The organism is Methylobacterium sp. NPDC097929 (assembly GCF_049543375.1).
Lineage (GTDB): Bacteria > Pseudomonadota > Alphaproteobacteria > Rhizobiales > Beijerinckiaceae > Methylobacterium.
The window spans coordinates 56,258-73,677 of the sequence record NZ_JBMVEP010000003.1 but is presented as its reverse complement, the minus strand read 5'-3'; the positions used below and the strand labels follow the sequence as shown (position 1 = coordinate 73,677).

Annotated in this window: 1 protein-coding gene (cut by both window edges); it reads right to left on the bottom strand. The window is 68.3% G+C overall.

Every position in this 17,420-nt window falls within one protein-coding gene, locus tag ACPCJR_RS10540, for an LEPR-XLL domain-containing protein, read on the bottom strand. The gene is 46,095 nt long; 13,081 of those nucleotides lie to the left of the window and 15,594 to its right, leaving coding positions 15,595-33,014 in view — codons 5,199 (complete) to 11,005 (partial); reading right to left, the first codon wholly in view occupies positions 17,418-17,420. Both codon boundaries (start and stop) fall beyond the window edges.

Here is a 17,420-nt window from a genome sequence, read left to right as displayed (position 1 = left end):
CCGACCGCGGTCGCGACCGAAGTGATGGTCGCGATCTTGCCGTTCGTGAAGGTGGCCGAGCCGCTGTCGCCGAGCACGACCTGCGTGCCCTTGCCGAGCGTGATCCGGTCCGCACCCGCCCCGCCGATGACGGTGACGTTGCCGTCGCCGGTTTCGATGCTGTCGTCGTCACCGACGGCCGCCTCGTCGTCCGTGGTCTTGATGCTGGTCAGGACCGGGACCGGGACGGACACGCCGTTGATGATCCGCGTGCCCGGGACGAAGCGCGCCTCGCCGGTATCGCCGAGGATCACATGCGTGCCCTTGCCGACGGTGATGCCGTCCTTGCCGGCGCCGCCGATGATGGTGGTGTCGCCGTCTGATGCGGTGATCGTGTCGGCGTCGCCGGTCGCCCCGGTGATGCTGCGCAGGCTGGTCAGGACGCCGTTCTCGAACACCGCCTCGCCGTTGTCGCCGAGGATGACATGGTTGCCCGCGCCGGCGGTGATGGTGTCGGCGCCGAAGCCGCCGATGACGATGTTGTTGCCGTCGGTCGCGGTGATCCGGTCGGCGCCGCCGATGCCGGTGAAGGTCGAGACGATCCGGCTGACGACGTGGGTGCCCTCGAGCGCGATGCCCGCGGTGGCCGAGCCGTCCTGATAGATCTGGCCGTGATCGCCGACGATGACGTTGTCGCCGCCCTTGGCGTCGATCGTGTCGGTGCCCGCGGCCCGCGGCTGATCGATGAAGGGATCGGCGATCGTCACGATGCGGCGGACGTCGTCGAGGTTCAGGCTGGAATCGCCGAGGATGGTGTCCGCGGCCGGTCCGCCGACGATGGTGTCGTTGCCGGTGCCGCCGGCGATGATGTTGCGCCCCTTGCCGCCGGTAATCGTGTCGTTGCCGGCGCCGCCGTCGATGATGACGAGGCCGGTCGCGCCCGAGGCATCGATGATGTCGTTGAGGCTGACGATCGTGTTGTCGCGATCCAGGGTCCCCTCGTCGCGGAAGCCGTAGCCGCGTCCGGTCTGCTTCTCGAAGGTGGAGTCGTAGCGGCTGCCGTCGGCGGTGGTGTCGCCGAACAGGGCGAGCGTGCCCTGCGAGCCGGTCACCGTGATCGTATCGGCGCCGCCGCCGCCATGGATCGCGGTGAGGGTGCCGACGGCCGTGCCGGTCACCGTGACCGTGTCGGCGCCGGAGCCGAGCAGCAGCTCGACCGACCGCATGCCGCTATAGGTCACGCCGCCCTCGAAGGTGCGCACGGTGTTGCTGCTGCTCGTGGCCGTGGTGACGTCGTTCGTCGACATGCCGAAGCCGTCGATATGCGTGGCACTCACCGTGCCGGAGACGCCGGCCGTGGTGGAGTCGTTGTAGAGCGTGACCTTGTCGAAATCGGGCAGCCCGTCATCGACGATGGTGCGGTTGACGACGGGGTTGTTCTCGCCCGGCAGGACGATGGCCGGGGTCAGCGAACGGCTCTCGGGGCCGACACCGCCCTCCAGGACCAGCGGCCCCTCGATGCTGCTGAGTTCGTGCGGCTGACGCGAGAAGGTCTTGAGATCCGAGGTCGTCCGCGCTCCGTTGGGATCGCGCGCCACGGTGACCTGAACGGCCCGGTCCCAATCCGCCGCGGTGAAGGTGATGGTGGCCGGGTTCGTGCCGTCGGCCGCCTTGAACCGGCTGTCCGCGCTCGACGTGATCGTCTGGCCGTCTCCGGCCAGCGTGATCGTCACCGGCGCCTTCGGCGGCATGGTCAGGACGACGTCGTAGAAGGAGGTCTGGCTCGGCGTCACCACGACGCCGCCCTCCTTGGGCGTCACCACCACACCGGCGGTGTTGCCGTCGGTCACCTGCACCCGCACGACGGGCTGGCCGACGAGCGCCGCCTTGAAGAAGCCCTCCGTCGCCGTGCCGTTCAGGCTGCTGGTGACGGTGTGGGTGATCTCCGCGACGAAGCGGTTCTCGGGCTTCAGATCCGCCGGGGAGGAGACCAGCACCGTCTGCGGCTGGTCCCAGTTGGCGAGCGTGAATTCAAGATAGGCCCGGCCACTGCCGTCCCGCGGCAGCGGCGTGCCGTTGCCGTTGGTGAAGGCGACCTCCGTACTCGACACGCCGAGCGTGACGCGCACGACTTCGCCGGTGAGCGGGGCGTTGTTGAGGACGACGGTGTAGCTGTCCTGGTTCTGGGGCTTGTTGCCGTTGCCTTCGATGATCGAGGTCGCGCCGCCGCTCTCGACGATGATGAGCCCCGGCTTGTCGTTGTCGATGACCTTGACCAGCGTGTTGCGGACGAAGGTGCCGCTGACATCCGCGTTGGAGCTGATCACCGAGTGGCCGATCGCCACGTTCTGATCACCCTCCAGCGCCGTATCCGACTTGGCACGAACGAACACCGTCCGGTCGGCTGTCCAGACGTAGGTGTTGGTGGCGTTGTCGAAGACGGTGGTGAAGCGCAGCGTCAGGGCGTCCGCCCAGGTGACGCCGTCCGTCGAGATCTGGACGGTGCCCGCATTGCCGGCCAGCGCGCGCATCTGCGCCGAGGATTGCGCCGCCGAGACCGTGACCACGGCCCAATCGGTGCTGGTCAGGGCCGTCGTCTTCGGCGCAGGCGGTGCGATCTTATAGGTGCCGACACTGCTGCCGGCGGCATCCGGCGTCGTGACGCTGGAATCCTCGCGCAGGGTCAGCCCGCCGCCGTCACTGACGGAGCCCGCATCGGCCGCCGAGACCGACGCGTTGATGCCGGGCACGAAGAGGCCGTTGAAGGCCGGGTCGGTGCTGCTGATCGTGTGATTGATGACCGCCGCGTTGCCCTTGGCGTCGCGCGCGACGACCTCGCCGCTGACGTCGCCGGCCACGTGGAAGGTGTCGCTGCCCAGGCCGCCGATCAGCGTGGTGACGACGCCCGCCGGGGTGGAGAGCACGTAGAAGGTGTCGTCGCCCTCCAGGCCGTCGACCTCGACCGCCTGGATGTTGGTGAAGCGGATCGACAGGCCGGCACCGAAGATGCCGTCGCGCGTCACCACGAAGGTGTCGGCGAACTCGGTTCCGAGCGCGACGATCTTATTGAAGCCGGAGCCGCCATCGATGTCGAGCGGCGCGTTGATGTTGTACTCGATCCGGTCGTTGCCGGCGCCGGCATTGAGCTTGATCTTGTTCTCGGACGCGGTGGCGAAGGCGCGCACGATGAAGACATCATCGCCGTCCTCGCCCTCGAGACGCAGATCGGCCTTGTTCGAGTAGATCTGGAAGGTGTCGTCGCCCACGCCGCCGTAGATTACCGTCGGGATCGAGATGCCGCGGGACAGGTAGCCGCCGAAGGACAGCTTCGTCGTCTCGAAGGCGTCCTCCACGAGCAGCCCGTTGGGGACGTCGCGCGGCGTCGCGAAGACCTGGCCGACCTGGAAGAAGTCGTCGCCCTCGCCGCCGTCGATGGTCAGCAGCGCGGCGTTGTCGTCCATCGCGAAGCGGTCGTTGCCCTTGCCGCCCTCGACGATGATGCGCCCGTTGACGCTCATGTCGTAGTTGATCCGCTCGACGACGGCGTTCGCCGGATAGGTGCCGTCGGCATTCGGATGGACGAGCGCGACGAAGTTCCGGCGCATCAGGAACTGGTCGGCGGCATCGGTGCCGAGGATCGTCAGGGTGTCGACGCCACGGTCGGGATTGCCGGAATCCGTCACGTTGATGCGGTAGGACGAGGCGCCGGCGAGCTGGATGCGGATCGTGTCCGTGTCCTGGCCGCCGTCGATGTCGAGCGTATCGGTGACGCTGCCGGTCTTGCTGGTGAGCGAGGGCAGGCGATCGACGTTGATCGTGTCGGCGCCGTCCTCACCGAAGACCTGCGTGTGCCCGGCGATCTCGCTGACGGCGAGGTCGAGCCTGTCGTCCCCCGCACCGAGCCGGATGGCCGTGACCGCAGCGCGGACCCGTCCGCGCAGGGCGAACTGGTCCCGGCCGCCGAGGCTGGTCAGCGCCAGGGTCGAAGTGGCGATCGTGGTGCCGAGCAGCGTCAGGGCGTTGTCGCCCGCGCCGAGATGCACGTCGATGGTCTTGCCCGTGATCGTCGCGCTCTTGAGCAGCGTCGTGCCGTCGAGCGCCGCATCCACCACGGTGTCGTTGCCCGAGCCGGAAACCAAGCTGAAGCTGTCCGCGGCGGCCAGCGTGCCGGCGAGCGCGACTTGGTTGGCACCGTCGCCGAGCGCGATCGTGATGGTGCCGGCCGTCAGGTCGAGCGCATCCGTGACCGTCTGACCGACCTTGCGGTGATCGCTGACGATGTCGAGGCCCGAACCGGTGGTGAGACGGAAGGCGGCGCCGATGCGGTAGATGCCGGCGAGGGTCACCGTATTGGCCCCGTCGCCGAGGTCGATCGCGAGCGACTTCGCCTCGACGCTGGCCTTCTCCACCGCTCCATTCGCGACCCGCAGGTCGGTCAGCGTATCGGTGCCACCCGTGGCGGTGATCGTGAAGGCGTCGTCGATCTTGTAGCTGCCGGTCAACGTCAGCGCGTTGTCGCCCGCGCCCGCATCCACGGACATCGAGCCGGCCGTGTAGCTGCCCTTCAGGTCGATGATGTCGTTGCCCGCACCGGTCCTGATCGTGAGCGCGTTCGTGACCGTGTAGGTGCCGGCCAGGGTGATCTTGTTGTTCCCGCCGCCCGCATCGAGGGTGTAGCCGGCGGCCTTGATCCCGCCGTTCAGGGTGATGACGTCGTCGGCGTTGCCGGTGATGAACGCCATCGCCCCCGCGATGTCGTAGCCGCCGACGAGATCGGCCGTGTTGACGCCGTCGCCGAGGTTGATCGACAGCGAGCCGGCCGTGATGTCGGTCGAGGCGGAGTCGGACAGGGTGTCGATGCCCGACCCGCCCACGATCGTGAGGGCGCCCGCGATGCGATAGGTGCCATTCAGCGTCAGGTCGTTCCGGCCGGCCCCAGTCCCGGCGGAGATTTCCATCGAGCCGGCCGTGTAGCTGCCCTGGAGGTCGATCCGGTCGTTGCCCGCGCCGGTGCGGATCGTGAGGGCGTTCCGCGCCTTGTAGACGCCGGCGAGCGTGAGGCGGTTATCCCCTTCGCCCGCGTCGAGGGTGAAGCTGCCGGCATCGACGTTGCCCGTCAGGCCGATGATATCGGCGCCGCCCAGCGTCGTGAGCTGCACGGCATTGGTCACGACGTAGCTGCCGCCGAGCCCGACCGTGTTCGCGCCGGCCCCGAGAGCGATCGTCACCGAGTCCGCGACGATCTCGGCCTTGCGCGTGACGCCGCCGGTCACCTGCGTATCGGCGAGCGTGTCGCTGCCCGAACCGGCGCCGACGATCAGCGCGCCGGTGGAGTAGGCGCCCACCATCGTGATCGTGTTGGCGCCCTCGCCGGCGCGCAGCTCGATGGAACCGCCGCGCGTGATCGCGCCTTCCGTCACCGTCGCCGCGGTCGTCCCTCCGCTGATGGTGCGCTGACCCGTCGTGAAGGTGCCGTCCAGCAGGATCTCGTCGCCGTTGCCTCCGGACTCGATCAGGATCGAGGAGCCGACGAAGGTGCCGGACAGCGTGATCTTGGAGGCCGTGTTGTCGGGCGTTCCGCTCGCGCTGAAGTCCGAGCGCAGGGTGATGGTGCCCTTCGCCTTCACGACCGCGCCCGCCTCGACGAGCAGGTTGTCGCCGGCGTTCAACGTCACCGAGCCGCCGGTCGAGAAGATCGTGACACCGGCCTTGACGGTCAGGTCGTCGCCCGATGAACCCGTTTCGCCCGCCTGCTCGATGATGTCGCCGAACGAGATGATGTCCTTGTCGATCGTCAGCGGGCTCGACGTGCGGATGCCGATCCGGCCCTGCGCCGCCTGCAGACCGGTGGTGTCGTCGGTGACGCCGCCGACGCGCAGGCCGCCGATGTTCCACAGCCAGATGTCGCCGTTGATCGAGCGGGCTTCGAGACCACCATACTGGTCGCCGTCGAGGCTGCGCATGTTGGCGACGATGCGCTTGGTCTCCGAGCCGATGCTGCCGGAGGCGACGAGATAGGCCTTGCCGGAACGGAGGTTGGAGCTGCCCCCGGTGGTCTCGTTGTAGTTGGTCGATCCGTTGAGGATGCTGCCGGCGACCGCCGTGACGAAGGCCGTGCGCTGTGCGTCGGTGCCGACGCTGGCAAGGAAGAGATCGCCGGCGGTCTCCACCACGTAGAGGTTGCTCAGGCCGCTCTGGAGCGTGACGACACCATCCGTCGTGCGATCGACGTTGCTGTCGATCTCGAACTCGTCGCCGGCGACGCCGATGCCGTCGAGGGCGGTGAGCGTGATCGAGTGGCCGCTGACGTTGGCACGGCCCGAACCGGCCACCGGTGCGGAATCGATGTCGCGCGGGTTGGAGAGGTCGCCCGCATCGAGGATCGAGGCCTTGGCCGCCAGAACCACGTCACCCTTGGTGGTGACGGCCAGCACCTTCATGCTGGTTTCCGTCTCGGTCAGGACGATGTCGCCCGTGGCGCCGGCCCGGACGGTGCCGGTCAGCTTCATCTCGATGGCGTCGCCCTTGGCGCCGATCGAGCCGGCGGCCTTCAGGTAGACGTTGGCCGCGACGATCTTGTTGGTGTCGGTGTGGACACCGTCGAGGATGCTGCCCCGGTCCGAGACGAAGGTGACGTTGCCGCCCTGCGAGAAGGCGGATTCCAGGTTCAGATCGCCGTTGCGGGCCGTGACGAAGATGTCCCGCGCCGCACGGACCGCCAGGGTCGAACCCGTCGTCAGATCGATGCCGATCACCCGCGTCGCGGTGCCGACGCTGCCGTCCCCGCCTTCGAGGACGGTGTCGCCGCCCTTGATGTTCACCGCATCCGCCGCGCCGCCGTTGAGGAGGCCCGTGGAGGATTTCAGGCGGATCTCCTTGCCGGAGACCGATTCCACGCGGCCCACGGTCAGCAGGGCGGCGGTGTTGATGAAGATCTGGGTGTTCGCCGTGACGTCGAGGGAGCCGGTGCCCTCGATGACGACTGCCTTGCGCTTCTGAATGAGCAGCTTGGTGATCTGATTGAACGGATTGCCGGCGTCCTTGGCCGACTGGAACAGCACGACGTTGCGGGCGCTCTCGGTCTTGAGCGTGCTTCCGCTCTCCAGGATGAGCGTCGAGGCGCTCGCCTGCTTGATGGTGAAGCTGGTGTCCTTGGTGGTCGCGTTACCCGACGTCACGCCGAAGGTGCCGGCGACGCCGATCAGCATGCCGTCCTTGAAGCCGTCACCGAGGAAATTGCCCGACGCGCGGGTGATCACGGACACACCGGTCCCGTCGGTGGAACGCACGCCCACGTTCACGGTGACGCCGGTCTCGGCCACGAAGAGCTGCGTCGCCTCGAGCCGGATCACGGAGCCGCTGACCGACGCGATGCGGTAGACGCTCGTGGAGGCCGCGCTGGTGTTGGCGGTGCCGCCGGCGATGTAGAGCGTGCTGCCGACCGTGTAGGTGCCGTCCCACGCCGTGCCGTCGGTGCGGGTCAGAACACCCTGGTTGGTCGCCGTATCGTTGCTGAAGCTGACGGTGACGGTCGTCGGGGCCGCCTTGAGCAGGTCGAAGGCGACTTCGGCGGTCACGCGCGGCGCCTCGCCGGTGACGGCGATGCTGACACCGATATCGATGTTGCGGGCGACGCCCTGGCTGCCGAAGACCTTGTCGACGGTGATGACGTTCCCGACGACGCTGATGATCTTGTAGCTCACCGAGGTTTCAGCCGACGCATTCGGCGTCACGCCCCCGATGTAGAGCGTACCGTTGTAGAGCACGTTGTTCTTGTCGAAGAACGCGCTCGTATCCCAGTTCGCACCGTCCTGGCGGGTCACGGTGCCGTAGCTGCCGGACTGGCCGAAGATGACGTTGGTGGTGATCGGGGCCTTCGTCAGGAAGACGAGGTCGCTCCGCTCGGCGGCGCCGAGATCGATCTGCTGATCCGGGGTGAGCGGCGCGGCACCGGGGCCGATATCGATCAGGCTGGTTCCGCTCACGGAGCCGACATTGCCCGACGTCACGATCTTGATGTTGGCGCCCTTGATGATCGGGTCCTGCTTGTCGACGATCGTGCTGGTCGTCTCCTTGAGCAGCCCCTGGCCGACGGCGCTCAGCAGTTCGTCCTGCGTCCAGCGCTTGATGCCCGCGTCGATGGCATCGGCCGTCGCCTTGTCGATGAAGAAGGCAGGGGCCGTCTGCTTCGTGGCGGTCAGCTTGTTCGTATTGGGAGTGTCGGCCGTGTTGTAGGAGCCCGGCAGGCTGTTGAAGAAGGTGTGGAGCGAGCGGTACTGCGCCGTCAGCGCCGCCGACCGCAGATCCTGTGCCGCGGTGCGGGCCGCGTCGATGGCGGCTGAGCTCAGGTTCTCCGTCTCCGCCGCGGTGCGGGCCGCGGCCACGGCGTCGATGAGCGCCTGACCGGCGAGGCGCGGCGCGAAGACGGCGTTGTAGACGCTCGGGTCGACCTGCTGGTTGCGGTAGCTCCAGTAGGCTTCGTAGTCGGCCTGCACGGCCGTCGTCTCCGCCGCGACCGTCGAGGCGTCGTAGCTGTCGCCCAGCCCGCCGAAGCGGAGATGGAGCGCCGCATAGGTCGCCTTGAGCGCGGCTTCCGCCGCCGCCACCTTGCCGGAGGTCGCCAGACGCAGAGCCGCCTCACCGAGGGTCTGCGAACCGGCGTCCTTGGTGAATTGCGCGGTCAGGGCGGTCAGCTCGGCGCCGCTGATCCGGCTCGACCCGTTCGCGAGATAGGTGCTGTAGAGGTCGTAGGCCGCGCCGAGCTTCACCACGTAGTGATTGCCGAAGCCCGAGAAGGCGGCATCGAGATCCTTGTAGGCCTGCGATTGCAGCGTCGTCGCGTCACCCGCCTCACGCATCTGCCAATACTGGTCGTACTGGGCGCCGAAGTTCGTGATCTTCGCAGCGTCGAAGCCGTCGAAGACCAGCTTCAGGTTGTTGAAGTCGGTGGTCCGCGAGTCGGTGATCTGCTTGATCTGCGCGGAGACGTAATCCGTCAGCACGGTCCCCGAAAGCTTGGTTCCGCGCGCCTCGGCCTCGATGGCCGTGGTGTAGAGCTGCAGGATCTGCGCTTCGGTCAGGCGGGTGCCCTGATCGGTCTCGAGCTGCGTGATCTGAGCCGTGACGCGCGCGATCAGCGCATCGCCGGAAATCGGCGCAGCACGCGTCGCGGCCTGCATCTTGGCGAGCGCCGCAGCGTTCCCCTGGACCGTGTAGGCCGGATCGAAGGTCCCGCTGTTCGGCTGCGTGCCGCGGATCGCCCAATAGGTCGCGTAATCACCCGAGAGATCGGCGTGATAGACGTCGCCGTACTGGCCGTACTGGGCGTGCAGCACGCGGTACTGCAGCGTCCGGTTGGTTTCGAGCGCCTTGACCGCATTGTCGACGTAGGTCTTCACCGCGCCGGCTTCGGTGATGCCCGCATCATTCGCCTGGCTCGTGAACAGGGCGGTATAGTAGCCGCGCTCGCCGGTCGTCTCGTTGAGGGTGATCTTGAAGGTGCTGTCGTAGCGGGAGGGGTCGGCCTGCTGGTTCCGATAGGCCCAGTAGGCGTTGTAATCGCGCTCGCGGGTGCTCTCGTAGGCGCTGAGCGTGCGCTCGAACTTCAGGTTCGCATCCTCGGTGGTGAGAGCGAGATCCTTCCACACGCCGTTGATGAGCTGGGACGCCACGCGGTCGTCGCGCACGACGACGTTGTTGACGTTGAGCAGATTCCCGGCGTCGACCTTGATGTAGACGTCGCCGTTTGCCGTCAGGCTGTTCAGGCGCAGGTCGCCCGAGAGTTCACGGATGCCGACCGTACCGGCCGCCGTGATGTCGGTCTTGTCGCGGGCGGTCGTGCCGCCGTCGAGCTTGATCGGGGCCGCCTCGGAGCCGAAGCGACCGCCCGCGATCACCTTGATGGAGCCGCCCGAAACCACGCCTTCGCCGGCTACGGTGACGCCGCTCGTGGAAACGAGCTTCACGTCGAAGCCGCCACCCGCCGCGATCTTGTCGATCCCGAGTTCGTTGTCGACGGTCCGGACGTTGAGGTTGATGTTGCCCGCGGTCGTCGTGGCCCTGAGCGTGTTGCCGGCCCCGATGGTCGTGACGTTGAGCGCTTGGTCGGTGGCGTTGCTGCCGTTGCCGACACCGATGCCGCGCGCGGCCTGCAGCGTGACGCGCGAGCCGGTGATGGCCGCGGTCGAGCTGAGGTGCTGGATCGTCCCGCCCGAGGTGATCGTCGTGGAGCCGTTGTCGTTCTTGATGCCCCCGGCAATCAGCACACGGCCGGAGCCCTGCGAGTCGATGCTGACGGTGCCGGTGCGCTCACCGGTGAACTTGATCTTGATGCCGTAATCGGCCTCAAGGCTATGGGTCGCCTGGGTCTCCGTGTAATCGACCGTCTGGAACTTGGTGTAGTAAGTCTTCTTTCCGTACCACGTGCTCGTCGTCCAGCTCGCGACTTCCTTCGGCTTCTCGGCCGAGCGGGTATACTCGGGCGCACCCAGGAAGGCGTAACCCGACTTGCTGGCGTCGATGTAGTAATAGGCCGATTCAGGCTGCAGAGCGGCCTTCTCGGTGATTTCCTTGTTGAACGAGCTGAGGGGGGGCGGATCCTTGGCGAGGAAGTCCAGGCCGGCCCAGGACGATGTGCCCGTCGTCAGAGAGTAGGTGTTCTTGGCGCCCTGGCCGATGGTGAAGGCGTAGCGGTATCCGGACTTCGGATCGTACTGCGTCGTGCTGCTGCCGTCGTACTTGGCGATCTCGACGCCGGTGCTGTTCAGATCGGCGCTGTAGCGCGTGACGACGCCGTCGGCGTCCTGCCGGATCAGGGTCTGGCGGAAGACGATGTCGTTGGCGTCCGCGATGCCGTTGCCGTTCACGTCGGTCTTGTAGGCGAGATCCTTGATATCGATCGTGCCGATGCCGCGCCGCGACAGGTCGATGCGGTTGAGCACGACGTCGCGGTTGAGCTGATTGACGACCTCGACCTTCGCATAACCGCCCAGCGCCCGCAGCTCACCGATGCCGGCGTTGGTGTTGAGCATGACGCCGGTCAGGTTGATCTGGCCGCCGGTCGAGACGACCTCGTCGATCTCGATGGCACCGGTCTGCCGGTTGTAGCTGGCCGAGTAGCCGTCGCGGGTCAGCGTGCTCAGGTTCGCGGTGCGATAGGGGTTGCGGAGGATCTCCTGGATCTCGTTCTCGACCGACTGATCGATGACGATCCGGTAGAGGTCGCGCCCGCTCTGCACGAGCCCGTTGAGGTTGAGGAACTGCGCCTTGATCGTCACCGCGCCGCTGGCGACGACGCTCGCCTGCGAGCCCGCCAGCGCCCGAGCGATGTCGGCGGCCGACTTGCCGGTCATCGGCCCGGAGCCCGCTTCGAGCACTCCCTTGATCTGCCCGTAGGGATCGCCGCCGACGGAGTAGGTGCGCAGATCTTGCGTCAGACCGATGGCGACGGCGCCGCCGACATCGGTCCTCAGCTCCTTGATGGTGGTCTTGGCCGTGATGGTGAGATCGCCGCCCGCGGCCGTCGCCACGTTGAGGATCGCCGTCGGCGCGTAGATGTCGCCGACGATGAGAATCGACGGCGCGGTGTTGTGATCACGGGCGCCGGAGGTGTTCCTGAGAGAGATGTCGCTCTTGCTGTCCTTCGTGACGACACCGCCGGCGGTCAGAACTTGGAAGCTGACGTCACGGCCACCGGCGATCGCCCTGGCGGCCGCGGCATCCGGGCTCGCGGCGTTCTTCGCGACGATCGCCTGGAGACGGGTGTTGAAGTCGCTGCTCGACGTCACCGGGATCTGTGCGTCGTTGAAGAAGGTGCCGCCGTTCGATTCCGGCATCGTGATGCCGGCGATGACGAGGTTCGCGACCGAGTTGTTGGTGATCTCGACCTTCGTGTCGGACGCCGCATCGAGCTTGCCCGAACCGAGCAGGGCGTCGGCCCGCACGATGATGCCGCCGGCACCTGCCGAGAACGGGCTCACCGTGATGGCCTGGACCTGCTTGTAGATCGGGATGAGGATCTGCCTGCCGTCGTAGGTCGTCTGGAACTCCGCGAGCCCGTCGGCCAGCAGCTCGGCTTTGATCCGGTTGACCTCGCCCTGGTAGTAGGCCTGGAGCGTGGCGTTGTCCTTGTAGGTCGAGAGGCCCTTCGTCGCTTCCTCGTAGGCCTTGATCAGGTTCGACTGAGCGTTGGCGAAGCCGAGGCTGACGGTGATGGGCAGCTTCGGGAGCGTTGCCGAGGCCGAGGTCGCCCCATCCGGCAGGGTGATCGTGAAGCTCTTGGTGTTGTCCGAATCCGCGATCGGGTTGCCGGCGGCATCGTACTTCTGGCCGTTGAGCTTGACGGTTCCCGTGATCAGGGTCGCGGCGCCGTTGCCCGGCGCGCGCGTCATGTCGTCGATGACGATGGAGATGTTGCGGGTGATGCCGGTGACGACGGTGCCGTCGACGATGACGGTGCCGATCGAGCCCGTCTGCGTGTCGCCGACCGGGGTGACGGCCGAGCCGCCGAGCAGGCTGTCGATGGCGCCGGCGACGGCGGTCGTCCAGTTCGTGCCCTTCATGCGGGCCACGGCGTTGGAATTGCCCTGGCGGTTCGTGAAGAGGTTGGCGTTGCCGGCGGTCTTGATCGTGGCGCCGCCATCGATCTTGATCGTGTTGATCTCCTCGACGCGGATCTTGGCCGCCAGCGAGGTGATCGGGATCACGCTGCCCGCGAAGTTGTCGGTCGTCGCCGACGCGTCGTAGGCGTCGTCGTAGGCCTTCTTGTTGGTGCCGACGAGGAGATCCGCATCACCGTAGGCGGTGATGTCGGCGCCCGCACCGATGTTCACCGCGTTGTTCGGACGGATGATGACGGTGGTGCTGCCGCTGGCGACGGTCGCCGCCCCGTAGGTCTCGGAATTCGAGACGGAATAGGCGTTGCCGCCGCCATTGGCCGAAAGGGTCAGGTTTCCGAGCGTGAACAGGGTCGCGTTGGCGCCGATGTTCACCTGCGCCACGAAGTTCCGGGTTTCGATGCTCGAGAAGGCACCGGCGCCCGACAGCGCGCCCCCGGTCGTCAGCGAGACCTTGTCGTAAGCGTTGATGATGTTGTTGGCCGCCAGACGGATTCCGCCTGCGGTCCCGGCACGGGCGACCGTGATCAGGTCTGCATTGCTGCCGACATCGACCCGCGTAGTGATGTCGAGAACCGTCGAACTGTGCGCCGCCGCGCCGCTGGCCAGACCGCCGGTCGAGCCGACGATGTTGGCCTGCCCGAGCTGCGGCTTGTTCACGGTGTTCGTCGCGGTCGCGACGATGTCGCGGGCCGTGACGCGGGAATTGATCCCGAAAGCGGCGGTCACCGCATGCGTGATGGTGTTGTTCACGACGGCGCCCGCTCCGGCGAGGGCGCCGTAGCTGTCGGTGATGATCTGGCCGTTCATCGTGCCGACGTGATCGGCGGCGAGATAGAACAGACCGGTGCTGTCGCCGTTCTTCGTCAGGTCGATGGCGACGCCGTTGCCGAGTTCAGCCCGCGTGCTGCCGCCCATGCTGGTGCTGGCGCTGGCGGCGGTGCCCGAGACGAGGCCGCCGCTGCCGGAAATACCCTTTGCGAAGTTGTCGTCGACGCCGGTGGCGGTGACGGTCATCGAGCCGGCATTGAGCGTACCGAGGGACACGACGCGGGCGCTGGTCACGGTTGCCGAATTCGACGACGCGACGGTCGCGCCGGCCGCAACGAGGCCGATGCTGGCGCTGCTGGCGGTCGAGGTCTGCCGCGTGTTGCTCGTCGCGCTGACGGCGACGGCGCCGCTAACGGTCAGCACCGTGCCGACATCGAGCAGGCCGCTGACCTTGCTGCTGTTCTCGGCCAGGGTCACTGTCGAGTTGATGCCGATCAGGCCGCCGACGGAGCCGGAGGCGGTCGCCGTCGCGGAATCTCGGCCCGCCTGACGGGCAAGGTTGCCGAGCACCGACAGGCTTCCGGCCGTGATCGAGACGTTCTTGGTCGAGGCGCCGACCGTGGCGGCGACCTTGGCCTCGGCCACCGAGGCACCGATCGCGGCGGTGCCGGCATTGATGCCCTGGGCCGCGGCGTTGACGGACGGAAGCGCGGTGGCGACCACGCTCACATTCGCGGCGGACACCGAACCGCCCTCAATGGTGGCGGTGACCGTCGGGCGTGCCTCGACCTTGGCGACGGAGCCGCCGGCCGCGAGGGCGAGCAGTCCGCCGGCGACGGAGATGCCGAGCACCTGCGAGTCGATCGTCGTGGTGTCGCTGGCGCTGACGGCGACGTCGCCCGCGGACGTGAGGCGGCTGTTGGTGATGCTGGCGCTCGTCGTGCTGGTGACGGTGTCGCCGGTGCCGGCGCCGCCGCCCGAGACGGAGACGCTGAAGGCCGAGACGCTTCCGGACATGGCTGCGGCGCGTGCGCGGCTCGTCAGGATCGCGCTCTCGGTCGCCGTGACCGCGACGGAACCCCGGGTCGTGAGCCCGCCGGTGGTGCCGAGATTGCGGATGGCGGCCGTGACGTTGTTGGCGATCACGTTGTCCGCCGCCGCGACGGCGAGGGCGAACGAGCCGCTGCCGAAGGTGCCGAACGAGGCCGCGACCGAGGCCGCGCCGGTCTCGACGCTGAGGCTGGACGTGTCGCGCGCCGAGACGGTGACGTTGTTGGCCGTGATCTTGTCACCCGCCCCGTCGCCGTCGATCGCCGCGCTCACCACCGCACCGATCCGGTTGTGGGTGCCGGCGCCGGCGCCCGCGGCGCTGACGGCGATGGCACCGCCGGAGATCGCCACGGAACCGGCCGCGACCGTCGCCCGGATGGTCTGGCCGGAATTGGCGGTGACGGACAGGTTGCCGCCCGCCTCGATCGTCGAGTTCTGTGACAGCGCCTCGATGAGGAGCGCGGCCGACTTCGTCGTCTTGTCCTGTCCGTTGACCCTCTGCGTGATCTCGCTGCCGATCAGGTTGGTGGCGACGCCGGTGCCGATGCTGGCCCCGACCGCGACACCGCCGATGCTGACGCCGGCTGCGAGTGCGGCGACCTCCGCCACGATCCGGCTGCTATTCGCGGCGGCGACCGACACGTCGCCGGCGGCGTTCAGGCGGGCGTTGCTGACCCGTGCGCGGGTCGAGCCGCCGATCATGTTGGTGGCGATGGCACCGCCACCGGCGACCGAGACGGCGACGCCGCCGCCCGAAAGCGCGACGGCGGCGGCGGCCACGCGGGCGTTGATGCTGGACCCGCCATTGTCAGACGGAACCGTGGCTTCGACGCGGATTCCACCCGTGTTCGTCGTCACGGTGGCCCCGTCGACGATCGCGGTCACGGCATTGTTGATCACGTTCAGGGCCACGGCGACGCCGATTGCCGGCGCCACGCCGACGGCACCGCCCGCAGCCGCGATGGCGGCTGCGCCGACATCGACGTTGATCGTGGCCTGATCCTTGGCGCGGACGGTGACGTCGCCGGCCGTGACGCTCGTCGAAGCGCCGGTGATTGCCGCGTTGGTGGCAAAGCTGATCGCGTTGCCCGAGTAGCTGCCCGATCCGGCGACGCCGACCGCGACGGTTCCGCCCGTGGCGACGGCCGAGGCCGCCGCGACGGTCGCGTCGATGGTGCTCGAAGAGGTCGCGGTGACCGCGACCGAGCCCTGCGCGGTCGCGACCGTGTCGGCGATCAGAGCCTCGACCCTGGCGCCGCCACCGGCGTCGAGCGTCGGCTGATCGAGCCGGTTGCCGTTCGCGTCGGTGGTCTTCCAGCTTCCGATGATGTTCTGGGCGCCCGACAGGCCGATCGCCACCGGAACGCTGGCGAGGCCCGCACCGCCGCCGGCCACGGAGAGCGCGACCACCTTGGCGTCGATGTCCTGGCTGCTCTTGGCGCCGACCCGCAGGCCCGCTGCGCTCGTGACGCGGTTGAGGGACGATTGCCCGTTCGCCCGCTCGATCGCCGCGCGGGTGCTCGTGGTGATGACGTTGAGGGCGCCCGCGCCGCCGCCGGCCACCTGCACGCTGACGCCGCCGGCACCGCCGACGCTCACAGAGGCCGCCGTGGCGATCGCCTGGATCGACCCGCTGCTCTCGGCCTCGACTGCGATGTCGCCGGAGGTCGTGGTGACGCCGGTATCGGCGTTACGGATGAGCGCTTCGACCGTGTTGCCGATGCGGTTGGTCGCCATCGAGACCGAGACCGTGACACCGACGCTGGCCGCGCCGGCGCCGCCGCCCGCAATGCCCGCCGAACTGACGGAAGCGGTGATCGCGGAGGTGTCCTTGGCGGACAGGGCGATCTGCGTCGCCGTGATGCCGGTCGCGCCGTCGCCGTCGATATAGGCGCGCGTGGCGACGGCGATGGTGTTGGAGGCGCCGGTGCCGGAGCCCGCCACGCTGACGGCCGCCGCGCCGCCGCCCTGGATCGAGGCCGAGACCGCCCCGACATCCGCCCGGATCGTCTGGTTCGAGACCGCCGTCACGTCGAGCGCATTGTCGGAATCGACGCTCGCATTGCTGAGATAGGCTTGGATCTGGTTGCCGGCACCGATGGTGTTGGCCGCCGCGCCGACGCCGACCGAGACACCGACGCCCGCCGCGCCGCCGCCGCCGGCGGCCGCCGCCGCCGCGACGATCAGGGCCTGGATGTCGGCATTCGAGCCGGCCGACACCGTGGACTTGCCGCCGCGCACGATCAGCGCGCTGTTGGCGACGAAGGCGTTCGTACGCACCGTGATGACGTTCGACGCACCGGCGCCGCCGCCGCTCACCGAGACGCCCGCGGCACCGCCGCCGCCGATGGAGACGGCCGCCGCTGCGGAGCTGGCCCGGATGCGCGCATCGTTGCGCGCGCCGACCGAAACGCCGCCGCTGCGGGTGGTCAGGCCGGCATCGACGTTCGAGATCGACGCCTGGATGCCGCCCGCGATGCTGTTGATGGCGAGCGCGAAGCCGATCGCCACACCGACGCCGGCCGCGCCGCCGCCGGCTCCGGAGAGCGAGGCGGCGCCCGTGACGGCGGAGATCTGGGCCGTGTTGGCGGCCGAGACGGTCACGCTGCCGGCCTTGATGCCGTCCGGGCCGGCGCCGTCACCGTCGATCGTGGCCGAGGTTTCGACCCCGATGGCGTTGGCGGCCACCGAACCGGCTGCAGCGCCCGCGACACCGGCCGCACCGCCGCCCTGGATCGCGGCGGATGCCGCCACGACGGTCGCCGTGATCTTCTGGCTCGCCGTCGCCTGAACCGTCAGGGCCGCGGCGATGTCGAGAGAAGAGTTCTTGACCGAGGCCTGGACGGCCGTGGCACCGCTGCTGCCGAGCGTGTCCACACGCTCGGCATTCTGGCCCGTGCTGGACCATTCGCCGATGCGGTTCTCGGCACCGCTGACGCCCAGCGCGACGCCGACGCCGGCCGCACCGCCGCCGCCGCCGGACGCGGCCAATGCCGAGATGATCGC